The sequence below is a fragment of the Paenibacillus sp. FSL H8-0079 genome, assembly GCF_037991315.1.
Taxonomy (GTDB): Bacteria; Bacillota; Bacilli; order Paenibacillales; family Paenibacillaceae; genus Paenibacillus.
Map to the genome: position 1 here is coordinate 4,215,760 of NZ_CP150300.1, position 26,045 is coordinate 4,241,804.

Sequence of the window (26,045 nt, forward strand, 5' to 3'; positions counted from 1 at the left end):
GAATGATTCCTCAAAAGAAGAGAGAGAACGAAGCATTTTTCCTATCCTAGTACAGAAGGAGTTGATGAATATGTATACCGAAGAAACTATTATTCACACATGGGAAGAAGGTGACATGCATGCTCGGAAGTGTCGAATTAATCCGTAACTGGTTCCAAATGGCCTCTGATGGAGAAGCCCATGCTTCTGTTCGATTTGGAGATGCTTCCAATACCATTCTGGCTCACGATACCGTTCTAACTATGGATTTCATTAAGTCTCATTACGGCTGGTTGAACGATCCCACCTACTGTGGCATAACCTTACCCAATGCGAGTGCGAGAGAAATTATCGTACACTGCCTGCGAAAAGCGGATTACGTCGGACATCTGATTCAGACAGATCACTGGTATTTCAAGCCGTTGTTCGATATGTGTCTTGCATATTACAAGGTTGAACCCAAGGAAACCTTCTATGCTTTTGAGAATAATTACATCGCCCGATTCAAGTTATTCTATGAAACATTCAAGAATATGCCTATTCTAATCTGCGGAGCCAAGGCCGAGCAATATCGAGAAGTTCTGGAGCGGAGATACGGGTGGACAAGCATCGTGGGAACGGTGGACTGCCCCTCGTGGTCTCATGTGAGCACGGCATCCAAACAAATGGAACATATATACCAACAGACACCGTGGAAGCTCGCTCTGGTGTGCGCAGGTGCACCCGGTAAAGTACTCGCTATTAAGGCGAAAAAACTGCAAACCGTGGGTGTGGATTTCGGCTCTGGAGCAGATGTTGCCATTCAAGCTGACATCGAAAATCTGAATGCCTGGGATTACAACGGATTTCCCGACTATTGGGAAGGCAGACCCAAAAAATGACCCTCTCCGGGTCTTTTTTACTGGGTAAAACTGTGATTCTATTCCGATTTCATCGCCTTAGTGGCTGTTGATAATTTAAACTATCTGCCTTATTATTGTTAAGATAACTCCTAATCTAACCTGGTTTAAACTTGCATGAAGAGGAGCTCTGCTAAGATATTCAAACCGTTGGAGGGAAATGTAATGGCGTACTCGCAGTCAAAGACCGAAATAGTAGCAACTCATTTACGAACAAGATTTATGGAAGGTAACGTAGAGGGACATGAGATCGTTGTTGCCTTGATCAGTATGGTCAAAGCTGAGAAGATTAATTTAGATGAGGTTGCCCCTATTCTCTCTACAGTCTTTTTTGAACAACCGCAAGGTATTCTGTTGGCACTCGAAAAAGCTAGCACTCTGATTGATGATGAATTAATTGATTCCATTCTCCACGAAGTAAACGAAAAGGCTTAATCTTACATACAAGGGGAGAGCTTATCATCTGATTTTAATTTACATCAATCAATTATTCTCTCCACACTTTTAGATTGAATAGATTCATCACTGAGAAATTGGACTTTCTCGTTATTTTCCGTCCTTCTCCGCTTATTCTAGTAGTATTACGAAGGAGGGGACACCGATCGAGACAGTGAATAAAGCCATTTTATTTCTAGCAGTTATTGAAACCATGCTTGAAGCGCTCCACCATACTGAAGTAGATCAGACCGAACTTGTGGATTCGCTGGTCATGTTAGGCTTTGATCCTATTGAGATGTTGTACGAGACAAATACGATTAGATCTTTCCAAAAGATATGCAGGGCTTTCGCAGAACTTCATCTTACAGATGAGGCCCTGAACACGTTCTCAAAAGAGTAGTTACATAGGCAGAACCCCACATCACAATGACGTGGGGTTCTGCTTTTCTATATTTTAATTTTCAACCCGGTTTGACCAGTTCAGCTTAACCTTCTCCATCCTGCCTCGTATAGGTCATCTAGGGACCATGGACATCTCCATCGCCCCTGTTGACTCTGACTTAATTAACGAAAGGATGGTTGTATGAGCCCAGCCAAACCAACACATGTGATCGAAACGAATCAACTCGCTGTTATTGGAGTCATCGATGCATCCTCGATTCAGACCCAATATGAACTTGAGTATCCTGATCATATCGTGATAATACAACATTATTATTTTTTAAAAGATCCAGCTCACTTTAACTCCTGGTTAACAAGCAGGCAGGCATAGCCCCTTTTCAAGATGCACTTTAGGTCAGGCTTTTTTTGCGTCTGCGCTCATCAATTAAGACCTTCAGCAACAATAACTCTCCATAAGTCAACTTCTTCTTACGTGCCTTCTCTACCCATGCCCAATCGTCAATTACTTTGTCGTTGTAGGCATCTCCGATGTACTGATCAAGTTCATTCCAGGCCCATTGTGCGTAATCCAGAACGGTATTCATATCATCATCCTCCATGACTGCTATTTCTTGCAGCGGGTTTAATTTTGTATGTACTGCTTGCTTAAATCTTTCATATTCACTTGGTTGTTTAATCCATGGGAGTGGGCATTCCTTCCATCCAACCACTTCTTTATGTGTGAAGAAAACGGGTGGGAAGCCCCGTTCCCTGATGAGGTATACCGCGAGGTCTACAACGTTATTGAATGTATCTTCATGGATACTGCCATCCTTTTCAATGCACATCTCAATGCCCACTGTACTATTGTTTGGATATGTCCCAAGCTTGGCTAGCGCTTCCTTCGTGTATGTTGCGCTCCCGCAGTGGTAGGCCAGTTCATCATCCGGTAGACTGTTATATATCGATGTTCGATCTACCGAGAAATGTGCGCTTGCATAACGGCCTTGCACTGCTTTATTGGAATCTTGCTGTGCCAAACTTGCAAAGTATTTGCTAATGTTCTTCGCGGGCGCTCCGGGAGAAGCCGTATAATGCATCACAATTCCACGTTTCGCTTTTAATTTCAGTCCGGCTCGACTGTATTTATTAACAGGTATGTAATCCTTGGTGATCTGTATCATGACATCTTCTCCTTGTCTTCAACTTGATCTTCATTACCTCGAAGCTTAAAGAGAGCTGAAGTGATAAACTTCGGTACAGGCAGGCCTAGTTTCCCCAGGTTCTCCAATATACTGATTCCTTCGGTACCAATGATGAACATTAACATCGCATCTCTCATAAAATCATTTGAATTGCCTGCAACCATATCCAGTTGATGTGCAATAATGACAAAGACAAATGTCAATGACTTACGAGCAAGCCCCCACCATCCAACCCTACTGGATAACTCCTTCCTATACCATGCAGACAGCACCCCTGTGATGTAATCCAGCCCCACAAAGATGGTCACTGCAATAAACAGGTGATCAATTCCTCCTACCAAATACACGACTGCCGATAGCAGCCAGCCAAACAAAACCATAAAAACGGTGTCTCTGTGCATTCACGTTCCCCCTTCAATAACCTATTTCATGTCTAGGTTAGGCGGATTACAGATATAAGTCTCATACGATACGGAAACCTCCGAAAAATCACTCACTATTCGCTAAACAAACAGCAAAAAATCCCTCACGCTGGGAGGCGGGAGGGATCATGAGGAGATGATTCAGCTATAGGTTGATGGATCTGGTGTAACAGGTACACCTGTTGTATTCGTTGGCGTTGTTGTATTGCGTTGGAACATACCCTGAATTCTGTCGAGAACATAAGGGGTGGAGTCAATGAGTTTCTCAAATAGATGTGTTGAATTATCGAGTGGTACGATGTGCACGCCCTGTTTGCCTACGACCAGGAACGCGATAGGACGAATGGATACACCACCACCACTACCACCGCCAAACGGAGAAGCAACTTTAGCTGAACTAGCATGTTCAGTTGATGTACCTGTAGCACCACTTTTGCCACTACTTCCTTCATTGACGTTAAAATCACTGCCACCAGCAGCGAACCCGAATCCTACCTTACTGATCGGCAGAATCACGGTACCATCTGGTGTTTCGACTGCATCGCCAACAATTGTATTGACATCCACCATGGCCTTGATATTTTCCATAGCAGTTTCCATTAAGCCTTGAATTGGATGATCTGACATTTAAATTCCCTCCAGTTTCAATGTAAGCTAGGTTTGATCTAACCATATCATCCCCAAACTTGAAGGGACTTATGTAAATAAGCAATTGAAGTATACACAGCGAACTTACAACTCATTTTTCAAAACAAAGTAGCTGTGATGGGGATTTATAGTGTGGTCCCACTAAGCTTCCTCTTTTGCTTCTCCTTATGCTTGCGGCGCTGTTCCTGAAGAAGTTTGAACCACATCCGCCATCCGCCTTCGACTTGGAGCACACGGGTGAGTAGCGTAACTCCAGCGATCAAAAGGGCTGTAATCCGAATTTTCACTCTGCAATCGAGCTCTGTTCTGAACTCCATTTCGTCTGACCATACCGGCATAACTTGAAGCACGGGTGTTTCATCGAAACGGATCTGATAGGTGAGAAAACCAATGATAATGGACTTGATGCTCCACACCCAGCCCGTCAGCACCGCTGTGTATGCTGCATCGCCAACACCGATGTGGGTAGACCAGGAAAGTTGAGTCATATGTACACGTGTGAGTGTTTGCTTGAGCCACAGCTTGAGCGCATCGGTCGCCCTTAGCATAACCTTTACATCTTTGGCCCACTTCTTGACTTTACGTTTGTTAACTTGCTCACTTCCCTGGGCTTCTCCTCTGGAGTGATTCATGGATTGTTCGGTCTTGACCAGAAAACCTTCCTTCATATTGCGAAAAACAATACTCGGGATCTCATAGTTAATCCGCACGATTCCATAGAGAAGACGAACATTAATATTGGCGTAATCATCACTTTTATGTTTACTGAATGTAAAATGTACATGAACATTTGAGATGAGGACTGCGGCAATCAGCAATGCGAACAATAAACCGATTCCTCCAAGCCAAATCCACACAGGCCTTACCTCCAAGCCCTCAATTCTTTTCTCGTCTAGTATGGCACTCTGGATAGGAAAAAATTCACGCCTGACCTAAAAATCCCATTTCATATTTGTTTGGAAACTATTGCATTCACCGTTTATCTAAAAATAATGCACAAAAAAACCGACTCCACTGATGGGTGTCGGTTAATATGAACTTGCAGATTAAAGTGAAGAATCCGTATTATCGTCATCGCTGTCGATATGATTTGCATCATCTGCCGGATCAGCACTTTCCGGTTCCAGTTGTTGCAAATCCAGTTTGTTGAATAACAGTTGTGTCTCTTCCTCCAGGTTTTCCGAATCTTCGAACAAGCCTGGTTCCGGAAGGTCTTTAATTGAAGCCAGTCCAAAATAATCCAGGAATGACTTGGTCGTTCCGTACAGAATTGGTCGTCCGATCGCCTCGGCTCGTCCTACTTCAATAATCAGATCCTTATTCACAAGTGTATGAATAGCCCGCTCTGATTTCACACCGCGGATTTCCTCAATCTCAACCCGTGTAATCGGCTGCCGATACGCCACGATGGCCAGTGTCTCCAGAGCCGCCTGGGATAAGGAAGTTCGTGCAGGAGAGTACGCGAGTTTCTCGAAATACACAGCATGCTCAGGCAAAGTTCCTAGCTGGACTACACCAGCGATTTTGAGAATCTGTACACCTCGTCCCTGCTGTAAAAATTCACCAATCATCTCCTCAATCGCGTCCGTTACAAGCTCCACTCGCTGGTCGACGATCTCGGCAATTTGTTTGATACTCAGACCTTCTTCTCCGGACAAAAACAGCAGGCCTTCAATAATCGATTTCAATTTCCGAAAATCCATGATTCTTTGTTTCCCCTCTCCACTCCATAACGATATCCTCAAACATCCGCTCCTGATAACAGACAATCTGCTTCATCTTCATCAGTTCCAGCACCGCCAAGAAAGTCACGACAATCTCATGGCGATAGATATGCTCATCCATCAACTTGGAGAACAAAAGTCTGCCTCCCGGCCCCATACTTTCCAAAGCGCCGATGACATCCCGTATCCGGTCCTTAACCGATATTTCATCCCGTTTGATCCGGGTTACGGTTGTACGCTTCTCAGCCTTGCGTAGCGCCTTCTGAAATGCAGCAATCAGGTCAGAGGTGTGTAATCCCTCAACTGGGTTCGAAGGGGCTTCTACAGGCATATAAGGGCGCAGATCCTCGGGCTCTTTGGAAAAAATAAGGCTGCGTTCCCACTCCCGTTCATGAAGATGACGCGCAATCCCCTTGTACTTGCGATATTCTATCAGACGTGCGATCAACTCTGCACGTGGATCATAATCTTCTTCTTCCATATAATCATAATCCTCGAAATCCTCAATTACCGGTGGTTTTGGCAATAAAAGTTTGCTCTTGATCGACAGCAGTGTTGCTGCCATGACCAGAAATTCACTCGTAATATCCAGTTCCAGTTCCTGCATCGAATGCAGATACGCCATGTATTGATCGGTAATATCGCTGATGGGAATATCCTGGATATGAATTTCAGCCTTATCAATCAGATGAAGCAGCAGATCCAAAGGCCCTTCAAAAGTCTCCAGTTTGTATGTAACTACCGTCACTAGACGAATCCTCCCGCCAGAAAAATACAAAACCCTGCTAAGCCGTCCGAATCCGGTTTCCCGTTTTCGTCTGCGCAAAGCAGGGCACTACTATTAAATAAGCACTATTTTAGCTGTTTCGTCAAGTTTGCCATCTCAATTGCCGCCGTAGCTGCATCCCAACCTTTGTTACCCGCCTTGGTTCCGGCACGTTCAATTGCTTGTTCAATATTTTCAGTTGTAACCAGACCGAAGATCGTAGGCACGCCTGTTTTCAGGTTAATTGCTGCTACCCCTTTAGCCATCTCGTTGCACACATAATCGTAATGAGTAGTTGATCCACGAATAACAGTTCCCAGAGTAATCACTGCATCATACTTGCCGCTCTCTGCCATTTTCTGCGCAATCAAAGGGATTTCGAATGCACCTGGAACCCAGGCTACATCCACTTCATCATCCTGCACGCCGTGACGTTTGAATGCATCAAGTGCTGCGCTAAGCAATTTGCTCGTGATGAATTCGTTGAAACGTCCAACAACAACTCCATATCTTGATCCTTCTGATACTAAATGTCCTTCAAAAAATTGTGGCATTCAAGTCATCTCCCTAACGGTATAATATAATGTAAGCAACGGAAATTCCGAAGTAATCACTTCCATAAATTACATGGTAAAAGTGTGTTCATCTACAACGCATTTACTCTTCGTTCTGCTCGATATCATCAAACTTCAGCATATGTCCCAGCTTGGCTTGCTTGGTATGAAGATAAACGGTGTTATCCTCGTTCTCCTCCATCTGGATCGCGACACGCTCTACCACTTCAAGTCCATATCCTTCAAGGCCTTTGATCTTGCGAGGATTGTTTGTTAGCAATCTGATCTGACGAACCCCAAGGTCTTTCAGAATTTGAGCGCCAATCCCGTAATCACGCAAGTCGGCAGCAAAGCCCAGCTTCAGGTTTGCATCCACCGTGTCCAGACCTTCTTCTTGGAGCTTGTAAGCTTTGAGTTTGTTGATCAGCCCAATGCCCCGACCTTCCTGTCTCATATAGAGCAATACGCCGTTGCCTTCCTCATGGATCTGTTTGAGTGCCGCATCAAACTGCGGACCACAGTCACAACGATGAGAATGGAATACATCTCCTGTCAAACATTCAGAGTGTACACGCACCAGTACGGGTTTGGAACCATCAATCTCACCTTTGACCAGAGCCACGTGCTCCTTGTTGTCCACAGCGTTCGTATAGGCCACCGCTTGGAACTCACCAAAGTCTGTTGGCATGCGTACAGCCACTTCACGATGAACCAGCTGCTCTTTTTCGTTACGGTAACGAATCATGTCCTGAATACTGATCAGCTTCAGATCATGCTTGCGGGCAATCTCCTGCAGATCCGGAAGTCTGGCCATCGTGCCATCTTCCTTAATCACTTCACAGATAACGCCAGCAGGGTAGGAACCACACATGATAGCGAGATCTACAGCCGCTTCCGTATGTCCGGCACGACGAAGTACACCGCCGTCTTTTGCAATCAGCGGGAACATGTGACCAGGCTTACGGAAGTCCCCGGCTTTTGCCTCAGGATCGATTAGACCTTTCACGGTAATAGAGCGTTCATGTGCCGAGATACCTGTTGTTGTATCTTTGTGATCCACAGAGACGGTGAAGGCTGTTCCATGGAAATCCGTATTTTGTTGAACCATGGGTTTCAGGTTAAGTTCATCCGCACGTTGCTGTGTAATCGGAACACAGACCAGACCTCTACCTTCAGTGATCATGAAATTAATGACTTCAGGTGTCGCCTTTTCGGCCAAAGCGATAAAATCGCCTTCATTCTCCCGATCTTCATCATCCACAACAATGACGGGTTTACCACGCATGAGATCATATATGGCTTCTTCTACCGTGTCCAGAATGGATTGTTCTGACATTGGTCCACCTCCAGTTTATTTCTGTTCTCTACTTTCTTTATGCAAATCCGTGATTGGAGAGAAAATCTTCACTGATACTGCGGGGCTTGCCAGCACCCGTCTCCTGATGTCCTCTCCCATACTGCAGCAAATGATCCACATATTTCCCCAAAATATCGCATTCGATATTGATGGTATCCCCTGTCTTTTTGACATTTAGTACAGTCTCACCAATCGTATGAGGGATAATGGAAACTGTGAATGCGGTCTGTGAAGTATGGACAACGGTCAAGCTAATGCCATCCAGTGTAACTGACCCTTTGGGGATCAGATATTTGAACAACTGGTGATCATCCGGCTTGATCTCAAACACAATTGCATTCTGATCACGAGTGATACTGCCGATCACTCCAGTACCATCGACATGGCCCTGAACGATATGTCCGCCAAAACGGCCGCCTGATTGCATGGCTCGCTCCAGATTAACTTTACTGCCAGATTGCAACTGACTGAGATTGGTATGACGATACGTTTCAGGCATTACATCGGCGGTAAAACCTCCACCTTCCAGCGTTGTCGCTGTCAAGCATACTCCGTTCACTGCCACACTATCGCCAATCTTTAGATCGTCCATGATGGCGGAAGCCCCGATATTCAGGACCATCGCTTCGCCCTTCCGACCAATACGCCGAATCTGACCAACTTCTTCCACCAAACCGGTAAACATGCTGCCGCCTCCCTCGATCATTTCTAAGGATCCTTACTTATTACTTTATGATCCATTTATTTATTCAGGCCACACCGGAATACCGCCAATGCTGATATTATCTCCAACTTGTTCGATTTCCAGCTGATTCAACTGAATCGCCTGATTCATACGTTCCACACCCTCGAAGCGGAAGCTTCCAGGTGTATCATAACCGCCTACAATCTTAGGAGCGATAAACATCAGCAATCGATCGACCAACCGTGCCTCCAACATGGCTCCATTCAGAGTGCCTCCACCTTCAAGCAAAATTGAACCGATCTCACGCTCACCCAGCTTGCTAAGTCCGCTTAACAGATCAACACGTGGTCCAGGACCACAGCGTATAATTTCGATGCCGTAGGCTTCCAAACGCTCAGCAGCTTCAGGACTGGCTTCGTCTGTTGTCAGTACCCATGTTGGGGCTAGACCATCTTTAACCATCTTGGCACCTAAAGGAAGACGCAGCTTGGAATCCACCACAATGCGTACCGGACTAATGCCTTCTACTTGCAAACGGGTTGTAAGCTCCGGATTATCGGCAATAACTGTGTCCACGCCAACCATAATTCCCTGGTGACGATGACGAAGCGCATGAACAATCTCACGAGCGGGCTCGTTGGAGATCCACTTGCTGTCTCCGCTGCGAGTAGCAATCTTTCCATCCAAAGTCGTAGCCGTCTTCAGCGTCACGAAAGGTAGACCCGTTGTAATAAATTTAATGAATTTTTCATTCATGCGTCTTCCACGCTCACGCAATACACCAACTTCAACTTCAATGCCTTGTTGACGGAGCATGCTTATGCCCTTGCCGGATACTTGCGGATTTGGATCTTCACAACATACCACGACACGTTTCACCTTTTCATGAATCAGGCGTTCACTGCAAGGTGGCGTCTTGCCATAATGACTACAGGGCTCGAGTGTAACGTATACCGTACTGCCCTCTGCGTCGCTTCCTGCCATGTTAAGTGCATGCACTTCCGCATGACCGGTTCCACGTTTCAGATGGCTTCCCAAGCCTACAATACGCCCTTCTTTTACAACTACACATCCAACGACCGGATTAATTCCCGTCTGTCCCTGTGCTCGTTCCGCCATATCAAGTGCCAGTGCCATATAAAATTCATCATTGATCATTTCCAAATCCGTTCACCCCGCGGTTTAAAGTCTTAGTCTTAATTATAAAAAATCCCCGTCGAACAATCAGTTCGATGGGGATGATGAGAGACAAATGTCAACAGCAGGAATGAAATGGATACAGCACGCCAACACTTTGCCCAAAACTTCATTTCGAGCAAGTGAAAATAGACACATACCTTAATGAACATCAATTACAGGTAAAGAGCTTCTATAGTGTGGCATATGTATGGAACTGTCCGGCGTATCCGGATCTTCCCTGCACAGTGCAATACATCACAAATAGTGACTGTGCAGCAATACTCCTGCTGAATGCAAACCCGTTAGGTCTGCACCTCTCCTTCTCCCATCCAGACTATACTGTCGGTTCTGGAATTACACCAGATCAGCCATCTGCCATAGGCAGACAGGTCACGGACTTTGCATCAAATGCTGGACTTGTGTCCTTACACTTCTTGCATCACCGCCGGTAGGGAATCGCACCCTGCCCTGAAGGATTGCTTTCGTTATTAATTGGATGTTAGCACTTTAATGCCAAAAAATCAATTGTTTTTTGTTCCTTTTTGTCACATACTAACTTTTAATAAGCTAAGAAACAACAAAAAAACTGCTTCCTCCCAAGGAAGCACGGTTTTTACTTGGAGGCATTTCACATCCATCCATCGCATCATCCTACATATCAGGAAAACACCAGCTCGCCATATGCTTTAATTCTTTGGCATTATAAAATGGAATGCGGTCAGGTTCTTGCAGGGGCGAAGTCGGAAGCGGAAACTCTCTTGTCACTCTTCTGACCCAACTTGTGGAGTCGATCGCGATAGCAGAACATTTCCAGCGTCCATTCGTTCTCGGTCGAAACGTCCCATGCAAATTTGCTTTTGCCGGCATCTCTGGAAAGACACCATCCAGATATTCGACGATGACACGCTTGTCTCTCACTTCATGACAGTATACCGTCACCCATACCCCATCCCGGACCCGAACAGCATATACATCTCCAGACTGAACCTCCCCGGTACCTGCATCAGGAGATGCCTTTGGTACTTTCCCCCGAACACTCCTCTTCTTCTCTAGTGCTCCTAAGATCGTGTCCTTTACTGCTGGACTCACTTCAGGCTTATCCGCAAGAGATATGTTACTCAGATCAAAATCATGGAATATCTTGTTCAGGTTGTTCTCATTGATTCCGACAGATGAGTCCCACCACGCCAGAGGCGCCTGCACTTCAACCCGAACATTGGGGCGCTCGTCACGCTGTATGTAAGTCGTAAATTGAGTTATCATTCCGGGATGTTCCGGCGTATCCAGTATGCCAATCAGAGCTAACGTCTCAAGTAAGTCACGGTAAGCGTATTCCTTTTGTGTAGGCAAAAGACGTTCCTTCTTGAGCGCAACTGCTGCCTTACTATAGCGTGTTTTGGGAGGTAATTCGCGTAGCACCGTTAATACTGCACGGAATGTCCAGCGGTCGTATTCATTGGGTATTGGAAGCTCCTGTGCGGCAGCCAGCTCTCGAAGTGCCAGCATTTGTCCAAAGGGATCACCGTCCAACGGGGTTCCATTGGTCATGCGCCAATACCATTGCAACGTCGTGTCGGTGGCTTGATCTACACTTAATCCGCAGATCTTACAAGTGCTCGAAGATGGATACGGCGTGTGTTCATGGTCTGGCATACTACTTGCAATAAGCTTGCCCGTAAGAAGCGAGCGCCAGATCATGGGTGCTGACCACAAAGAAGAGACAAAGGCCTGCGCTGCATCCTCTATCGTCCATTGATTCGCAAGTTTTTTCAGCTCAGTAATCGTTTCATCATGTTGCGGACGCACAAATCGATTCGGTTCATGCCCGGCTGCCTCAAGCGCTTCTCGATCCTGTGCGGGTACACTATCCGGAACGACATGTCGCGATGCCTGCAGTTCTTCATCCCACAACGAACGATCACTATAAATTTGCTTTAACAAGCTTAGCTGAGTAACGATATCCAAGGTTCATTCATCCTTTCCAATCATCGATTTCGAATACGTGACATGTAAAAAATAAAAAAAGTGCTTCTATAAAAGAAGCACTTCATGTTTGGATCCAGTTAAGCTGAAGGTATTAAGCTTCTACGACTTCAACAGTTTCCATTTTGTCTTTACCTTCTAAAGCGTCTACGAACTCCATACCTTTAGTTACTTTACCAAATACAGTATGTTGTCCATCCAAATGTGGTTGCGGTTGGTAGCAGATGTAGAACTGGCTTCCACCTGTGTTACGGCCAGCATGTGCCATAGCGAGTGTTCCGCGCTCATGTTTGTTCGGGTTGATTTCACAGTTGATTGTGTAACCTGGGCCACCTGCACCGCTACCGTTAGGGCATCCGCCTTGAGCTACGAAGCCCGGGATAACGCGGTGGAATGTAAGACCATTGTAGAAACCGGAGTTAGCCAGTTTCTCAAAGTTTGCTACTGTGTTTGGAGCTTCTTGATCGAACAGGTCGATCAGAACTTCTCCGCCGTTTGCCAATTTAATTTTCGCTTGTTTCGCCATATGTAAATGACTCCTTTCGTATTGACCATCGTTAATGGTACCAAAACGCATGACCCTGGGCCAAGCATTACAGCACTTTTCTTAGTGTACACCGAAAATGTCTGGATCGCAAAAAAAACGGCAACTTTTTTCATGAATTAGCTCAAATACGCAAAAAGCAGACGAAAAAGGAAGTTCCCTTTTCATCTGCTTCAACCGTAAAACTCATATATCCTGAATAATGTAGAGACACATTATCTTTTGACGAATTAGCGAGTTACTGGCTGTTTGCCAATACGTGCAGGTACCAGGTCATTCTGGATGATATCCTGATACGTCTCACGGCGTACAACAACATCCCCTTGACCGTCTTTGACAAATACAACGGCCGGACGACGAATCCGGTTGTAGTTGCTTGCCATGGAGTAGTTATACGCGCCTGTGCAAGCTACAGCGAGCAGATCGCCACTTTCCACTTTTGGCAAGTCCAGATCCCAGATCAGCATATCTCCACTCTCGCAGCATTTACCCGCAACGGATACGGTTTCCTGAGCAGCCTCATTCGCACGGTTGGCAAGCACAGCTTCATACTTGGATTCATACAAAGCAGGACGTGGGTTATCGGTCATACCACCATCAACGGCAACATATTTACGCACACCTGGAATGTCTTTGCTTGTTCCAACGGTATACAGCGTTGTTCCCGCTTCACCCACGATGCTGCGGCCTGGTTCAACCCAGATCTCAGGTACGGCATAGCCGATTTGAGCAAAATGATTTTTAACTGCATCTGTAATAGCCTTCACGTATTGCGCAACTTCAAGCGGCGTATCTCCATCGATATAACGGATTCCGAATCCACCACCAAGGTTAACCACTTTGAAAGCAACGTTAAGACGCTCATATACGCTTGCTGCAAATTCAGCAACACGTTGAACAGCCATCTGGAAGCCTTCAACTTCGAAGATCTGGGAACCGATGTGGGAATGCACACCGAGCAATACCAGGTTAGACTGCTTGGAAGCCAGTTCAATCGCTTCAAATGCTGTACCATTACCGATATCAAATCCAAATTTCGAATCCGTCTGACCAGTGGAGATATATTCATGCGTATGTGCCTCAACACCAGGCGTCACACGAAGCAAAATGTTTACTTTACGATTTTTGTCCGCTGCTACAGCCTGCAACAGATGCAATTCATTGAAGTTATCAACAACAAAGCATCCGATCTCTGCATCAAGAGCCATTTCGATCTCTTCCAGCGTTTTGTTGTTACCGTGGAAATGAATGCGCTCAGCTGGGAATCCTGCTTGCAAAGCAGTAAACAGTTCACCGTCAGATACAACATCCAGGGAAAGTCCTTCTTCAGCTGCAAGGGCACACATCGCCATTACACAGAATGCTTTACTTGCGTAAGCAACCTGGAAGCCCAGTCCGGAAGCACGGAATGCTTCCATGTACTCTCTGCAACGCTCGCGAACCAGTTGCTCGTCCACGACGTACAGGGGAGTTCCAAATTGTTCTTTCAGATCAGTTGCATCGACTCCGCCAATCTCCAGATGTCCTTGCGCATTTATTTTACTTGTACCATGTAAATACATAATCTGCATTCCTCACTTTTTATATACTGGAACAATTGATATTCCAATGATTTTACACCAGTATATCAAATTAGGCAGCGAGATGAATGGATTTTTCGGAAGATCATTTGTGTTTTTTACTTTTTCGCAGTTCCCCGTCCGGATCATCGGACATTTTGGTGTTGTCACGGGTTTTATTGAATGATGGACGTTTTTTATTTTCCAGCAACGGAAGCCGGAATAAAAAGTTGCCCAGGGCCTTTGCATTAAACGGTATAAAAGGCCAGAGATACGAAGAATTGTACGACCGGTGAACGGTAAGCGCCAATATAAGCAATGTACAGCCCACGACCAATCCCGGAACCTTGAATATCGCTACGGCAATGAGCAGAACTAACCTGACCAGCCTATTGGCGAGACCCAGCTCGTAACTCGGCGTGGCAAACATGCCGATGGCTGCGATGGCCATATAGAGTACAACTTCATTGACAAAATATCCCGTTTTCACGGCGATATCCCCGACTAGAATGGCCGCGATCAAGCCCATGGCCGATGCCAGAGGTGTAGGCGTATGAACCGCTGCCATCCGTAATAAGTCGACGCCAAGTTCGATCAGGAGAAACTGTAGAATTAACGGAAGCTTTACATTTTCCTGTGGACCAATGAAGTCGAGTCCCATGGGTTTAATCGAAGGGTCGATAACCATGAGAAGCCATAGTGGTAGCAAAAACAACGATATAAGAATCCCTGCAAAACGCACCCATCGTAAATAGGTTCCCATCAAGGCCGTCTGTCTGTTCTCTTCCGCATGCTCACACAGGTCGAAGAAGGTCGTAGGCAGAATCATCACACTGGGGGAAGTGTCTACGAAAATGACGACTCGTCCTTCCAGCAAATGAGAAGCTGTAACATCTGGTCGTTCTGAATAACGAACGAGTGGGAACGGATTCCATCCCTTGTTGATAATCGCTTCCTCCAGCTGCTTATCGGCGGCGGGAATACCATCGATATCCACTCGCTGAATTTTTTCCCGGACTGAATCCACCTGCACTTTATCCACAATATCATCAATGTACACCACGCAGACGTCCGTTTGTGTTCTCCGCCCCACCTGCATGATCTCAAACTTCAATCCAGGGTCGCGTATTCTGCGACGCACTAATGTTACGTTGGTCAGGAGCGTCTCGGTAAAGCCGTCTCTGGAACCTCGGACTACCCTTTCCAATGAAGGTTCTTCCGGTGAACGTACCGGGTAACTGCGGGTATCCATAATTAGGACCGAGCGATCCCCTTCAACGAACATTGCGCTCATACCGGTAAGAACCTTGTTGATGACAGCACTCATCTTGTCGACTTTTTCTACCTGAATATGGGGAATATAACATTCAAAATAGGATTTGAGTGCGTGTCCGGACACGTCATCCGGTGTGAGATAGGTCAATCTTTTTAACACTTCAAGCAATATCTCATCCTTCGCGAAACCGGTGATCATCAGCAATCCAACGTGCTTGCCACCCAGAACCATTTCCCTCATGTTAACGTCGAATGATTCTCCGAGCCCGAGTACCTGTTGCAGGGTATATCTGTTCTCACTCATGCGTGGTGAAATATCATCATTTTCTTGCCAATACTGCACTGATTCCTCAATACTATCGGACATCTCATTCTGTTTTTTCTTATTGTACGCTTTCTCCTCTTCCTCCTTTTGAATCTCATAAGCCGACTTGTGTAACATCTCTTCCGTTATACCTTCACTATTTTCCTGGTCTGTATGTTCCGTTCGTTCATCCATTTTCCATCCTCCTATGGCCCCGAGCTACCGCTGATATATAAAAAAATCAAACAGGGAACCTGTCATTTTGCCCAAAATCATGGCGAGCAGTAATCCAAACAAATAAGGTTTCATGCCCAGCCTTTTGGCTAGCACGGGCAGTACATTGAGTACCTCAGTGAGCGCCGCGGCCAGCAGACCGATGAACACACCACAGAACAGACCAATGATCGGGCTGAGCAATAGCACTCCATGCATTTTCCAGTGCCAGAAATCCGCCACAGTACCGAGCAGCGAACCACCAATTAGTGCCCCTTCGTACCAATGGGTTTTGTCATACGATTGCGTAATTTGAGCCAATCTGGGAATCATATCGAGCACCAAAATGAGCGCAATTACGCCGCTTCCTACGGCAATCCCCCCTGCGATGCCCAGTACAATGCTGATCGCTCCATTAAGAACGCTCATCCGCATTCATCTCCCCGCGTTCCTGCTCATGCATCCGTTCGCTTTCTTCAATCACCACATATTTATCTACATTTTGTTGGTACAAAAACATCTCCACTTCGAGCGGGGTAGGCTCCTCATTCCACTTCTTCTTGAACAAATGGTTAAAGAATACCGCCATCCCGAATCCAATGCCGATGGAATACGCCACTTGGAACAGATAGGGATGTTCATCCCGATGCCCTGTAAGCATCTCCACAATACGAATCTGTACTTCCTGCATGTTCACATCGGCATGAAAATTCATAATGGTTAAGGCCGATCCAAAGAAAAGTAGCAGCCAAACCAATATGAACAGGGACTTGGAGGGTTGACCATTTCCCGCAATGACTTCAACAAGCGTATGGCCGGATCCAATCAGTTCCACGCTTACCTCCGGCAAGATGTGCCGAATGCGGGGAATAATCTGCAATATATCAATGAGGATCAGATTGCCGTCCTCCGGTCCAGGGTGCAGCAGTTCAAGCTCCAGTAGCCTGTCCTCCTGATCTTCAGAAGAAGTCAGCACATGGGCAATATCTCCAAGCTTGACTGCTCTGCCCCTCTGGATGCGAATACGGCTGCGTAGACGAACGTAGACCATTGGAGTGGGTGTCTGGGACATCCATAGCACTCCTTTACTGCGTAATTTAGGTTAGTATTTGAAGAATGTGCAAATTTATTACAAACGGGTTGGAAAAAAGGTGGAAGGCTGAGTTGGCGCTGCGGGATGGATCGGTCATTGGTCGCTGTTGCTCGGGGGAGGATACACGCAGACACTCCGACGGCAGACCAACCTTCTGATCGCTGTTGTCTCCAAATTCTTTTGATTGATTTCTAAGTGTTAGAAATTTGGAGACAAAGGCGAACGCTTCGCTTCTTCAGGTCTAATCTGCCGCCTGCGTTGCTTATGTATCCTTAGATGAACCCTCACGCTTCGCTCCTTTTGACCGATTCCATCCCTCCGCTGCCCATCGTCCTCCCATTTCCAAACGTTTGAAATAAATATGCTGGGGAGTAGGCAGTAAGGGAATTAAAAGAAGAGCTTTTGGGGGTTATTTTGCTCAAAATTCTATGACTCTTGAAGTTATCTTCTGGAACCTTTTACACTACAGCTGTGTAGAAAATTGGTGACAAAGGTGAAGGCTTCTTCAGGTCTAATCTGCCGCCTGCGTTGCTTATGTATACTTAGATGAACCCTCATGCTTCGCTCCTTTTGACCGATTCCATCCCTTCGCTACCAGTCATCCTCCCGTTTCCAAACGTTTGTAGTAAATATACTGGGAGGTGGCAGGGAGGGATTTAAAAGAGAGGGGAGGTTATTTGTTTCACTAACAACAAATAACCTCCCTCGCCATAATGCGCGATAGAAGGTTGTTAGTTGTCGTATATTGGTGTATAAACGCCAATACTGTTGTTTGCAATCCCGAATCACTGCGCGATTTGGTCGCGGATGGATTGCAGTATTTTTTTCTCCAGACGTGATACCTGCACCTGAGATATTCCCAGTCTGCTGGCAACCTCGGACTGCGTCTGATCCCGGTAATACCGAAGATAGACGATTAACCGCTCCCGCTCGCTGAGACCACCGATGGCTTCGTTCAGCGCCAGTTTGTCAAACCAACGTTCTTGAGACTCGTCGGCAATCTGATCCATTAATGTAATGGGATCGCCGTCATTTTCGAATACGGTCTCATGGATGGAGGTCGGTGGTTTGTTCGCTTCCTGGGCAAATACGACTTCCTCCGGGGTTACCCCCAGCTCCGCAGCAACTTCCTTGATCGTTGGCAAACGATCCAAATGCTTGGACAGTTCGTCCCTTTTCTTGCGGACTTTATTCGCCATCTCTTTCAGTGAACGACTGACCTTCAGGGTACCGTCATCCCGCAGGAATCGCTGGATTTCTCCGATGATCATCGGCACCGCGTAGGTCGAGAACTTCACGTCATAACTGAGATCGAATTTGTCCACTGACTTGAGCAGACCGATACAACCAATCTGGAACAGATCCTCCGGGTCATATCCCCTGTTCATAAAACGCTGTACGACGGACCAGACGAGTCTGATGTTGCAGTTCACCAGCGTATCCCGTGAGACATGGTCACCCGACTGACTGAGCGCAATCAGCCGTTTGACCTCGGCATCGTCCAAATAGGTCTGTGAAGATGGTTTCACTTCAGCATCCATAAGAACACCAACCCCTAATTATACAATGCTTTCTTGGATTCAATCCTTTTTTTCATCTTGATGGAGGTGCCTCTGCCGGGCTCACTGCTGACTTCGAATTCATCCATGAAGTTTTCCATAATGGTGAAGCCCATGCCCGACCGCTCAAGTTCGGGTTTGGACGTATATAGCGGCTGTTTGGCAAGTTCAAGATCTTCGATTCCTTCACCACGGTCTTCCACAATAATCGTAATCATGTCTTCCCGAATCTCGGCCTGGATGGACACCACACCCTCGGAGTTGTTGTTGTATCCGTGGATGATGCTGTTGGTCACGGCTTCCGAAATGACCGTCTTCAGGTCACTGAGCTCGTCCATCGTTGGATCAAGCTGAGAGATAAACGCAGCAACGGTTACCCGCGCAAACGACTCATTCTCTGACTTGGCCGCGAATTGCAGATTCATGAAATTTGTTCCTGTTCCTTCATTCATGAGACGACCTCCAGACCTGAGAGAGCAGTTCCCTCATTTTCGTATATCGGCATAATCTTGAACAACCCCGACATTTCCAGCAAACGGTACACTGGCGAATTGACGTCACAGACCACCATCTTGCCACCTTTATTCTTAATGAGCTTGTATCTTCCCAAAATGACACCCAGACCTGAACTGTCCATAAATTGCAGATCTTTCAGGCTGAGTACGAGATGCTCGCTTTGTCTCCGCTGGATGGCTTCATCCATCTGCATCCGTACCATGTCAGCTGTATGGTGATCCAGCTCCCCGGATAATCGTACAATCAGAATCCCGCGATGGTGTTCCATTTCCACATGCAAGTTCACGTTTGCTCACTCTCCTCCCTGTCTTAGAACAAGGATTTCTACGTTTCCGAAGGCTTTTCCTGCCCCCCGACAAAACTAGAAGAAAACCCCTATTTAACTACAAAATATGTTCGAAGGATGCGTGCAACTCGCGGAAATCGCCGTTTTAGTCAAACAGGTTGGACGTCGTCCGCTTAAACAGCTTCCACCAGCCAGCCTTATTCACATCCTGCGGAGCCTGAATGTCGAACTCCTTAATCACGTCATTGCCCTGGTACACCACAAGTTTACCAATACTTTGCCCGGCTTTGATCGGAGCTTTCAATTCTTTGGCGACCAGCAATTCATGCCGGATGTCGTTGGATTTGGCTCCTTTGCGCATCAGCACACTATAATTTTGCGTGGCATTCAGAGGCAATTCAGCAACTTCCCCTTTTTCGATTCTCAGACTGCCCAGCAGATCCCCTGCCTTGTATAGAGCCTTCATCGTATATTGACTAAAAGCATAGTCAAACATCGAAGACACCTCACTGTTCCGTGTTTTGGTATTGGGTTCACCGAGTACCACGGAAACGACACGCAGTCCATCCTTGGACGCTGTTGCGGAGAGGCAGAACTTCGCTTCGGACGTGTAACCTGTTTTCAAACCGTCTGCCCCTTCATAAAAACGAACCAACTTGTTCGTATTAACCAGCCAGAATGGTTTTTCCGTATCTTTGCGAAGGTAATCCTGATATGCACCGGTGTACTTCGTAATGCCGGAATGCTTCAGCAGTTCACGGCTCATGACGGCAATGTCATGGGCGGAAGAATAATGATTATCGACCGGAAGGCCGTTACAGTTGGCAAAATGAGTATCCTTCATCCCAAGCTCCTTCGCACGCTCATTCATCAGCTGTACAAAGGCTTCTTCCGAGCCAGCGATCTTCTCAGCCATGGCTACCGAGGCATCATTGCCCGAAGCCATTGCGATCCCTTTTAACATATCGTCAACCGTCATTTCTTCCCCGGGCTCCAGGAAGATCTGCGAACCGCCCATGGAAGCTGCGTATTCGCTCGTTCTTACCTTGTCCGTCAGCTTCAGCTTGCCCGAGTCGATCGCTTCGATCGTGAGCAGCATCGTCATAATCTTCGTAATGCTCGCCGGAGGCAGCTGATCATGACTATTTTTCTCATAAATAACCGTTCCCGTATCTGCATCCATTAAAATCGCAGACCGCGCCGACGGGGCCAGATCCGTTCCTCCCGCTGCCTTCGGTGTTTCTTCAGCCAATGCCGTTGATGCCATAAGGGACAGCAGGATACAAAGGGTCATGAACGATGCCATTATTCTTTTCTTCACAAGGTTACCTCCTCAAATGACTTGCTTACTGCATGTTCCATGCATGTACTGCTAATCATTGTCGGCCCGTTTCCAGTAAATTATTCCATGTGAAGCATGATTTCCCGAACTTTTATTGAAAATGTGGTCATAGCCAAAAAAAACGCACTGCACTCAAGGAATGAGTAACCGTACGTTCAACACAACAAAAAAAGTTACCCCGATGATTTCTCATCCAAAGAGGTAACCTTCTCTACTCAAATCTTAATTACATTTGTGGAATAACTGCCAATACCAGCGCCAGGAACGACTCACGCACACGTTCCGTCGTTTCCATCACCTCATCATGTGACAGCGGCTGGTCCAGAATTCCGGCAGCCATGTTGCTGATACAGGAAATACCGAGCACTTCCAGGCCTGCATGGCGCGCCACGATCACTTCAGATACAGTGGACATACCCACTGCGTCTGAGCCCAATGTACGCAGCATTTTGATCTCTGCCGGTGTCTCGTAGTTCGGACCGAGCATGCCTGCGTATACCCCTTCACGTACGTTAAAACCTTGTGAGGCGGCCGTATCCTTCGCCAGTGCGCGCAAACGGCGGCTATATGCTTCCGACAGATCCGGGAAACGCACGCCCAGTGCAGCGTCATTTGGTCCGATCAGTGGATTTTTGCCTGTAAGATTCAAGTGATCCGAGATCAGCATCAAGTCCCCAGCTTCATATGACGTATTCACGCCACCTGCAGCATTCGTTACAAGCAGGCTACTTACACCCAGTTCCTTCATAACACGTACCGGGAAGGCTGTCAGTTCCGGACCATAACCTTCGTACATGTGGAAGCGGCCTTTCATCATCACCACTGGACGACCTTTGATGGTTCCGACCAATAGCTCACCTTCATGTCCTTCTACTGTAGACACTGGAAAATGTGGAATATCCTGATAAGCGATGCTTACGCCATCTTCAATCAGTTCTGCCAGAACACCAAGACCCGAACCCAAAATCAAACCGACTTCCGGCTTGATGGAGCTTTTGCTTTGAATATAAGATGCTGCTTCCGAAATCATTTGTTGGTTTAATGCTGTCATGCGATGTATGTTCCTCCTTGAGTTGAAACGATCCGTCTTATGTATAACGGCGTTTAGATGTATTCAATTTATTTTATCCTAAATCGGCCCAATGTTCCGCATTTATTTGTGAATGCCATGCGTCAAAATCTATCTTGCCCTCGGATGATGGGTTTCATAGATTTCTTTCATGGTTTTGCGACCATGATTGCCATATTGTTGTCCCGGCTGCTCCACATGGCCCAGCATGTCCTGTACGGCACGTGTGTCTGCCCCATTGGCAATCAGGTGTGCTGCGAACGAATGACGAAGGGTATGCGGCGTAATTTCTTCCGAAATCCCCGCATCCACCGCCGCTTTTTTGAGCAGCTTCCAGAAGCCTTGCCGGGTTAAACGCCTGCCAGACACATTCACGAACAGTGCCTGCTCGTCCGAATCAGTTTTGAGCAACTGATTGCGGAATTCCTCCACATATACACTTGCCCAATGTGCGGCTGGCGCACCGATGGGAAGAATGCGTTCCTTGCCTGCCCCACCGCACCGTATAAAGCGCATGCCAGGCTGTACATCCCGAATGTCGAGCGCAATCAGTTCCGATACCCGAATGCCTGTAGCATACAATAGCTCAAGCATCGCTCGATCTCTCACACCCTGCGGTGAACGAATATCAGGTGCTGTCAGCAGCTGTTCGATCTCCGGAATGGTTAACACCTGTGGAGGCGTCTTATCCGCCTTGGGGGCTTCCACATCAAACGTAGGGTCCTGTATAATATCACCCCGCCGCATCAAAAAATGAAAGTAGGAGCGCAGAGATACGATGCTGCGGGCAATGGTTGCGTTAGCACGTCCTGCCTGTTTGAGTTGACCTGCAAACAGGACGACATGCGTACGTCTGACCTGATCGGCTTCGCGTATGCCATATTCCTTATCTGCAAATTCAATGAACTTGTCCACGTCTCGGAGATACGATTCAAGTGTACTGCTTGACATCCCTTTATCATCTTCCAAGTATAAGGCATAGGCGTGTATCGTCTGTTTCATGTACAACGCTCCTCAACTGACAGACCTGCCGCAATGGCAGACTGCTCCCGTATTTGCATCCCTGGCTGTTCGAAGCTACTCCCCGTACCAATAGAACAGACGGAGACGCTCTGCCATCGTAGGACGTCCTTCCCCATTACCCGGCCAATCCGTTTCCTGAAATACTTTGATCGCATTTCCAGTCGGCATCTGATACTGATCCACAGGTGAGATCCAGCCATTAAACAGATCCAGAACATGATAGAACAGATAAACTAATGCGGCAAAAAATATAATAAATCGAATAAAACGGAGCCCTCTCCGCACTGATATAATCATGGGCGTGTCCCCCTCCTGATTCGAATCCGGTATTGTCCTTGAATCAGGGTATGTCCATAAACACAGGTTTATGCCATTCGGGGTAAACTCCAGATCACTCCGGTGCCAAAAAAGCTCTCCCGTCAAAACCGCCGGTGAGAGCTTGAAGATATGCTATGTTATTCTTCATCTTTGGGTTTCTGTTCATTTTTAGCTTTGCAACGATAACAAATTCCATGAAAGTCCAGTCGGTGATCTACTACCGAAAAGTTAAATTCCCGCTCCAAACGCTCTTCAAGCGGTCCAAGCCAGTCTTCACGTATTTCATCCATACTTCCGCATTGAACACAGATTAAGTGATGATGGTGATGCTTGGATGTATCTCCGCGCAGATCATAACGCGCTACACCGTCGCCGAAGTTGATTTTCTCTACAACATGCAGCTCACTCAGCAGTTCGAGGGTACGGTACACGGTTGCCAGACCGATTTCGGGAGCCTTTTCTTTAACGAGCATGAATACATCTTCTGCGCTCAGATGATCTTCTTCATTCTCAAGAAGTACTCTTAAGGTGGCTTCCCGCTGGGGCGTTAATTTATATCCTTGGGACTGTAGTTGCTGCTTAATTTTATCAATCCGTGCTTCCATTTTCTCCCTCCCCCTAGGAAATCACTGCACACTGCAACTTAACCCACTCTTTTCATTATAGGGGGAGTGCGTAATTAAAGTCAACATTTTACACTATACGGTGCACGTTAGGCCGGTAGTAGCATTGGTGTGACCCAGCGCATCATCGCAGGTGTAACCCATGTTTCAAAAGACGCCACGCCAAGCAGCAGTGCAGCCATGACCAAAGTTAACACTATATATGAAGCAAACGGCCTTTGTCGACCCGGTGTTCGCTGCATTAAAACACGATTGCGAATGATGTATAACGAGAACGTCATAGCCGCCACACTGCAGATCAGTAGGATCGGAATGACGAACAAATTATGCGGTGCCACGGACACTAGTGCAAAGAGCAGCCCTTTCCAGGAATACTGCCCAACAAGGTACCCCACTGTGAATCCAATGAGCACACCTTTCAGAAAATCCAGAACCAGTATGCCGGGCAGTCCGACGACGGATAAACCCAGAATAAAGATCAGACCTACCCATTTCAGATGAAGCATGGCAATGTCCCAATATGCCCCGGTATCAGTCACTTGTGCGCTGTGCTGCACGGTCATAAAGAAATTTCCGAGATAACCCTCCAGATCCTGACGTTGCTCAAGTGACAATGCATTGACCATGAGTGCGCCAAAAATGACGCCAACCAGAAACAAGACAGCCACGAATACATATAACGAAGTCTGACCTTTAAATGTAAAGTAGGAAGAGCGCATACAGGTACGAGTCCCCTTTCCGGTTATCATGCTGCAAGGATTCTCAGTTACATCCTCATAGTCATTCTTATGAACCGGAACGCACCTGTATGACTTCTTGTCCAGATTGGCTCTACGTGAAGTGAAGCTATATGAGTTGAACTAAAGATTATTTACACCGGTCACTCCGAGGCTTTTTCCTGAACAGCAACTTTACCGTACGTTCCGCCACCTCCGGAGGACAACTCCAGTTTTCCGTTCCGTGCAGCCACAATCAGGCCTGCCAGCACAGGTCCAACAACCGTAGCAAGCTCTTCCTCACGCGTGCGATGAAGTACGTTCATTTCTGTACCAAAATGGTCCAGTAGCTGGCGCAGTTTGGCCTTGCCAAGTCCCGGAATGAACTCCAGTGGCACCTGATAATGATAGGCTGGTCTGTTTGCAGGAACATGAGGACTCTCTCGATCAGAGATCGCCAGAATGCGATCCAGCACCCCCTGCACCAGCTTCAGACTGCCACAGTGAGGACAGCGCTCTGCTGACATCGCCTGCTCGTCCATAATACTGCCACATGCTGCACAGTAAGTACGGTGATATTTGCCCAGCCTTGGATTCAGTCCATAATTGGCGGCAATGCTTCTGCCTGATTCTCCTTGGAGTGCCATACGGAATTCATCAAAAGAAGGTGCAGCCACTTGCAGTTCATTATACTCCCGTCCAATCTTACCGAGAGAGTGGGCATCCGAATTGGTCAGGAACGGAACATAATCCAATTCTTGAATATAACTGGCCATGGATGAATCAGAGCTTAAGCCCAGCTCGACCGCATCCACAAGACGGGTATCCAGTACATCGCCCATACGAGGCGCCGTACTGCCATAGATGCCTTTATGCGGTGTAAACACATGTGCAGGCACAATAAGTCCACCACGGGCCTTAATCTCGGCCTGCATCTCAAGAGCGGGCACGTATACCCGCTGAGAACTGAGGTTTACATTTTTCATATAACGTTTCATCCAGTCCGTGAAGGACTTCATCGTTTTCAGATCACGAAAGTACGCCAGCATATGAAATTCACGTGTTCCAGGCTCGCGCAGCTCAATCTCTGTACCCAGCAGAATGGTGGTGTCCTGGTAGGCAATGCCGCCTCCCTCAATCTCGGACATCGTCCCACTCTCCAGCAATTGCTCAATATCCATCTGTACAACCGGAGAATGACAATCAATAACACCAAGCAAATGAATTCCTTTACGTTCCGAAGCTTCCCGGGCAATATTCTCAAATGTCAGATCCCGACTGCCACTGATTTTAACAGCCTCGCCGCGAGACGTTCGTCCGATGTGAATATGCAGGTCGGTATAACAGGGATCCCACAAGGCGGACGTTGCCAGTTGATCTTGCAT

30 protein-coding genes and 1 riboswitch are annotated in these 26,045 nt (G+C 46.9%); of the genes, 4 read left to right on the forward strand and 26 right to left on the reverse strand.

The genetic code is table 11. The features are described from left to right. Positions 1-119: 119 nt before the first annotated feature. The 4 genes from MHI06_RS18765 to MHI06_RS18780 all read left to right on the forward strand — a co-directional run bounded on the left by MHI06_RS18765 (position 120) and on the right by MHI06_RS18780 (position 2,088). Positions 120-860, forward strand: a complete 741-nt coding sequence (locus tag MHI06_RS18765) for a GT-D fold domain-containing glycosyltransferase (protein WP_169482046.1) — start codon at positions 120-122, stop codon at positions 858-860. A gap of 183 nt (positions 861-1,043) precedes the next feature. Continuing rightward, complete coding sequence (locus tag MHI06_RS18770; protein WP_036607821.1) at positions 1,044-1,313, forward strand: hypothetical protein; 270 nt, start codon at positions 1,044-1,046, stop codon at positions 1,311-1,313. A 175-nt stretch (positions 1,314-1,488) separates the two neighbouring features. Beyond that, entirely contained in the window at positions 1,489-1,716 is a 228-nt protein-coding gene (locus MHI06_RS18775; protein WP_340398736.1) for a hypothetical protein, read from the forward strand. 183 nt (positions 1,717-1,899) lie between these two features. Beyond that, a complete protein-coding gene (locus MHI06_RS18780) occupies positions 1,900-2,088 on the forward strand; it encodes a hypothetical protein (protein WP_340398737.1) in 189 nt (62 codons plus the stop codon). Between the two features lie 19 nt (positions 2,089-2,107). Here MHI06_RS18780 and MHI06_RS18785 read toward each other — a convergent pair whose 3' ends face one another. The 26 genes from MHI06_RS18785 to MHI06_RS18910 all read right to left on the reverse strand — a co-directional run bounded on the left by MHI06_RS18785 (position 2,108) and on the right by MHI06_RS18910 (position 26,045). Next, positions 2,108-2,881: an N-acetylmuramoyl-L-alanine amidase gene (locus MHI06_RS18785; RefSeq protein ID WP_340398738.1), complete on the reverse strand. Its 774-nt coding sequence runs from the start codon at positions 2,879-2,881 to the stop codon at positions 2,108-2,110. Next, a complete protein-coding gene (locus MHI06_RS18790) occupies positions 2,878-3,303 on the reverse strand; it encodes a phage holin family protein (protein WP_169482043.1) in 426 nt (141 codons plus the stop codon). Before MHI06_RS18790 ends, MHI06_RS18785 begins: the two co-directional genes overlap by 4 nt. Before the next feature lie 162 nt (positions 3,304-3,465). Then, positions 3,466-3,951, reverse strand: a complete 486-nt coding sequence (gene ytfJ, locus MHI06_RS18795; RefSeq protein ID WP_169482042.1) for a GerW family sporulation protein — start codon at positions 3,949-3,951, stop codon at positions 3,466-3,468. Positions 3,952-4,097: 146 nt separating this feature from the next. Continuing rightward, complete coding sequence (locus MHI06_RS18800) at positions 4,098-4,829, reverse strand: DUF2953 domain-containing protein (RefSeq protein WP_340398739.1); 732 nt, start codon at positions 4,827-4,829, stop codon at positions 4,098-4,100. A 189-nt stretch (positions 4,830-5,018) separates the two neighbouring features. Beyond that, positions 5,019-5,675 carry an SMC-Scp complex subunit ScpB gene (gene scpB, locus MHI06_RS18805; RefSeq protein WP_340398740.1) on the reverse strand — a complete coding sequence of 219 codons (657 nt, stop codon included), beginning with the start codon at positions 5,673-5,675 and terminating at the stop codon, positions 5,019-5,021. After that, on the reverse strand, positions 5,644-6,444 hold the full coding sequence (locus MHI06_RS18810) for a segregation/condensation protein A (RefSeq protein WP_017687652.1): 801 nt from the start codon (positions 6,442-6,444) through the stop codon (positions 5,644-5,646). The genes scpB and MHI06_RS18810 overlap by 32 nt, the downstream gene beginning before the upstream one ends. A gap of 104 nt (positions 6,445-6,548) precedes the next feature. Continuing rightward, a complete protein-coding gene (gene ribE, locus MHI06_RS18815) occupies positions 6,549-7,016 on the reverse strand; it encodes a 6,7-dimethyl-8-ribityllumazine synthase (RefSeq protein ID WP_017687651.1) in 468 nt (155 codons plus the stop codon). A 103-nt stretch (positions 7,017-7,119) separates the two neighbouring features. Continuing rightward, positions 7,120-8,352 carry a bifunctional 3,4-dihydroxy-2-butanone-4-phosphate synthase/GTP cyclohydrolase II gene (locus MHI06_RS18820; RefSeq protein ID WP_340398741.1) on the reverse strand — a complete coding sequence of 411 codons (1,233 nt, stop codon included), beginning with the start codon at positions 8,350-8,352 and terminating at the stop codon, positions 7,120-7,122. Between the two features lie 37 nt (positions 8,353-8,389). Next, on the reverse strand, positions 8,390-9,058 hold the full coding sequence (ribE, locus tag MHI06_RS18825; RefSeq protein WP_340398742.1) for a riboflavin synthase: 669 nt from the start codon (positions 9,056-9,058) through the stop codon (positions 8,390-8,392). 60 nt (positions 9,059-9,118) lie between these two features. Next, a complete protein-coding gene (gene ribD / locus MHI06_RS18830) occupies positions 9,119-10,222 on the reverse strand; it encodes a bifunctional diaminohydroxyphosphoribosylaminopyrimidine deaminase/5-amino-6-(5-phosphoribosylamino)uracil reductase RibD (RefSeq protein ID WP_169482038.1) in 1,104 nt (367 codons plus the stop codon). A 328-nt stretch (positions 10,223-10,550) separates the two neighbouring features. After that, a riboswitch (FMN riboswitch) is annotated at positions 10,551-10,717 on the reverse strand. 171 nt (positions 10,718-10,888) lie between these two features. Next, the gene (locus MHI06_RS18835) at positions 10,889-12,202 is read right to left on the reverse strand and encodes a hypothetical protein (RefSeq protein WP_340398743.1); all 1,314 of its coding nucleotides are present in this window, start codon (positions 12,200-12,202) and stop codon (positions 10,889-10,891) included. Between the two features lie 112 nt (positions 12,203-12,314). Further along, the gene (locus tag MHI06_RS18840; protein ID WP_017687646.1) at positions 12,315-12,746 is read right to left on the reverse strand and encodes a peptidylprolyl isomerase; all 432 of its coding nucleotides are present in this window, start codon (positions 12,744-12,746) and stop codon (positions 12,315-12,317) included. A gap of 248 nt (positions 12,747-12,994) precedes the next feature. After that, positions 12,995-14,326 carry a diaminopimelate decarboxylase gene (lysA, locus tag MHI06_RS18845; RefSeq protein ID WP_145148860.1) on the reverse strand — a complete coding sequence of 444 codons (1,332 nt, stop codon included), beginning with the start codon at positions 14,324-14,326 and terminating at the stop codon, positions 12,995-12,997. Between the two features lie 103 nt (positions 14,327-14,429). Further along, positions 14,430-16,097: a spore germination protein gene (locus tag MHI06_RS18850; protein ID WP_340398744.1), complete on the reverse strand. Its 1,668-nt coding sequence runs from the start codon at positions 16,095-16,097 to the stop codon at positions 14,430-14,432. A gap of 24 nt (positions 16,098-16,121) precedes the next feature. Then, complete coding sequence (locus tag MHI06_RS18855) at positions 16,122-16,550, reverse strand: stage V sporulation protein AB (protein WP_340398745.1); 429 nt, start codon at positions 16,548-16,550, stop codon at positions 16,122-16,124. Further along, positions 16,531-17,187 carry a stage V sporulation protein AA gene (locus MHI06_RS18860; RefSeq protein WP_340398746.1) on the reverse strand — a complete coding sequence of 219 codons (657 nt, stop codon included), beginning with the start codon at positions 17,185-17,187 and terminating at the stop codon, positions 16,531-16,533. The genes MHI06_RS18855 and MHI06_RS18860 overlap by 20 nt, the downstream gene beginning before the upstream one ends. 806 nt (positions 17,188-17,993) lie before the next feature. After that, positions 17,994-18,749, reverse strand: a complete 756-nt coding sequence (gene sigF, locus MHI06_RS18865; RefSeq protein WP_036607856.1) for an RNA polymerase sporulation sigma factor SigF — start codon at positions 18,747-18,749, stop codon at positions 17,994-17,996. Between the two features lie 14 nt (positions 18,750-18,763). Further along, a complete protein-coding gene (gene spoIIAB, locus MHI06_RS18870; protein ID WP_036672324.1) occupies positions 18,764-19,219 on the reverse strand; it encodes an anti-sigma F factor in 456 nt (151 codons plus the stop codon). Continuing rightward, positions 19,216-19,569, reverse strand: a complete 354-nt coding sequence (gene spoIIAA / locus MHI06_RS18875; RefSeq protein WP_017687636.1) for an anti-sigma F factor antagonist — start codon at positions 19,567-19,569, stop codon at positions 19,216-19,218. Before spoIIAA ends, spoIIAB begins: the two co-directional genes overlap by 4 nt. A 145-nt stretch (positions 19,570-19,714) precedes the next feature. After that, positions 19,715-20,836, reverse strand: coding sequence for a D-alanyl-D-alanine carboxypeptidase family protein (locus MHI06_RS18880; protein ID WP_264928821.1), 1,122 nt, complete (start codon positions 20,834-20,836; stop codon positions 19,715-19,717). Positions 20,837-21,137: 301 nt separating this feature from the next. Further along, on the reverse strand, positions 21,138-21,962 hold the full coding sequence (locus MHI06_RS18885; protein ID WP_264927662.1) for a purine-nucleoside phosphorylase: 825 nt from the start codon (positions 21,960-21,962) through the stop codon (positions 21,138-21,140). Between the two features lie 129 nt (positions 21,963-22,091). Beyond that, positions 22,092-22,982, reverse strand: coding sequence for a tyrosine recombinase (locus MHI06_RS18890; protein ID WP_076333238.1), 891 nt, complete (start codon positions 22,980-22,982; stop codon positions 22,092-22,094). A 75-nt stretch (positions 22,983-23,057) separates the two neighbouring features. Then, positions 23,058-23,300, reverse strand: coding sequence for a DUF4227 family protein (locus tag MHI06_RS18895; protein ID WP_017687632.1), 243 nt, complete (start codon positions 23,298-23,300; stop codon positions 23,058-23,060). Between the two features lie 158 nt (positions 23,301-23,458). Continuing rightward, complete coding sequence (locus MHI06_RS18900) at positions 23,459-23,926, reverse strand: Fur family transcriptional regulator (protein WP_036607866.1); 468 nt, start codon at positions 23,924-23,926, stop codon at positions 23,459-23,461. Between the two features lie 107 nt (positions 23,927-24,033). Beyond that, positions 24,034-24,663 carry a stage II sporulation protein M gene (gene spoIIM, locus MHI06_RS18905; protein ID WP_169482030.1) on the reverse strand — a complete coding sequence of 210 codons (630 nt, stop codon included), beginning with the start codon at positions 24,661-24,663 and terminating at the stop codon, positions 24,034-24,036. Positions 24,664-24,824: 161 nt separating this feature from the next. Next, complete coding sequence (locus MHI06_RS18910) at positions 24,825-26,045, reverse strand: endonuclease Q family protein (RefSeq protein ID WP_340398747.1); 1,221 nt, start codon at positions 26,043-26,045, stop codon at positions 24,825-24,827.

Coding starts and splice junctions, on each gene's coding strand:
- MHI06_RS18780 (WP_340398737.1), top strand. CDS start 1,900: ATGAGCCCAGCCAAACCAACACATGTGATCGAAACGAATCAACTCGCT.
- ytfJ (WP_169482042.1), bottom strand. CDS start 3,951: ATGTCAGATCATCCAATTCAAGGCTTAATGGAAACTGCTATGGAAAAT.
- ribE (WP_017687651.1), bottom strand. CDS start 7,016: ATGCCACAATTTTTTGAAGGACATTTAGTATCAGAAGGATCAAGATAT.
- MHI06_RS18855 (WP_340398745.1), bottom strand. CDS start 16,550: ATGCGGATGAGCGTTCTTAATGGAGCGATCAGCATTGTACTGGGCATC.
- MHI06_RS18790 (WP_169482043.1), bottom strand. CDS start 3,303: ATGCACAGAGACACCGTTTTTATGGTTTTGTTTGGCTGGCTGCTATCG.
- spoIIAB (WP_036672324.1), bottom strand. CDS start 19,219: ATGAATGAAGGAACAGGAACAAATTTCATGAATCTGCAATTCGCGGCC.
- sigF (WP_036607856.1), bottom strand. CDS start 18,749: ATGGATGCTGAAGTGAAACCATCTTCACAGACCTATTTGGACGATGCC.
- lysA (WP_145148860.1), bottom strand. CDS start 14,326: ATGTATTTACATGGTACAAGTAAAATAAATGCGCAAGGACATCTGGAG.
- MHI06_RS18885 (WP_264927662.1), bottom strand. CDS start 21,962: ATGACAGCATTAAACCAACAAATGATTTCGGAAGCAGCATCTTATATT.
- scpB (WP_340398740.1), bottom strand. CDS start 5,675: ATGGATTTTCGGAAATTGAAATCGATTATTGAAGGCCTGCTGTTTTTG.
- MHI06_RS18765 (WP_169482046.1), top strand. CDS start 120: ATGCTCGGAAGTGTCGAATTAATCCGTAACTGGTTCCAAATGGCCTCT.
- MHI06_RS18840 (WP_017687646.1), bottom strand. CDS start 12,746: ATGGCGAAACAAGCGAAAATTAAATTGGCAAACGGCGGAGAAGTTCTG.
- MHI06_RS18890 (WP_076333238.1), bottom strand. CDS start 22,982: ATGAAACAGACGATACACGCCTATGCCTTATACTTGGAAGATGATAAA.
- MHI06_RS18900 (WP_036607866.1), bottom strand. CDS start 23,926: ATGGAAGCACGGATTGATAAAATTAAGCAGCAACTACAGTCCCAAGGA.
- MHI06_RS18850 (WP_340398744.1), bottom strand. CDS start 16,097: ATGGATGAACGAACGGAACATACAGACCAGGAAAATAGTGAAGGTATA.
- spoIIM (WP_169482030.1), bottom strand. CDS start 24,663: ATGCGCTCTTCCTACTTTACATTTAAAGGTCAGACTTCGTTATATGTA.
- MHI06_RS18895 (WP_017687632.1), bottom strand. CDS start 23,300: ATGATTATATCAGTGCGGAGAGGGCTCCGTTTTATTCGATTTATTATA.
- MHI06_RS18785 (WP_340398738.1), bottom strand. CDS start 2,881: ATGATACAGATCACCAAGGATTACATACCTGTTAATAAATACAGTCGA.
- MHI06_RS18910 (WP_340398747.1), bottom strand. CDS start 26,045: ATGCAAGATCAACTGGCAACGTCCGCCTTGTGGGATCCCTGTTATACC.
- MHI06_RS18820 (WP_340398741.1), bottom strand. CDS start 8,352: ATGTCAGAACAATCCATTCTGGACACGGTAGAAGAAGCCATATATGAT.
- MHI06_RS18860 (WP_340398746.1), bottom strand. CDS start 17,187: ATGTCCCAGACACCCACTCCAATGGTCTACGTTCGTCTACGCAGCCGT.
- MHI06_RS18770 (WP_036607821.1), top strand. CDS start 1,044: ATGGCGTACTCGCAGTCAAAGACCGAAATAGTAGCAACTCATTTACGA.
- ribE (WP_340398742.1), bottom strand. CDS start 9,058: ATGTTTACCGGTTTGGTGGAAGAAGTTGGTCAGATTCGGCGTATTGGT.
- MHI06_RS18880 (WP_264928821.1), bottom strand. CDS start 20,836: ATGGCATCAACGGCATTGGCTGAAGAAACACCGAAGGCAGCGGGAGGA.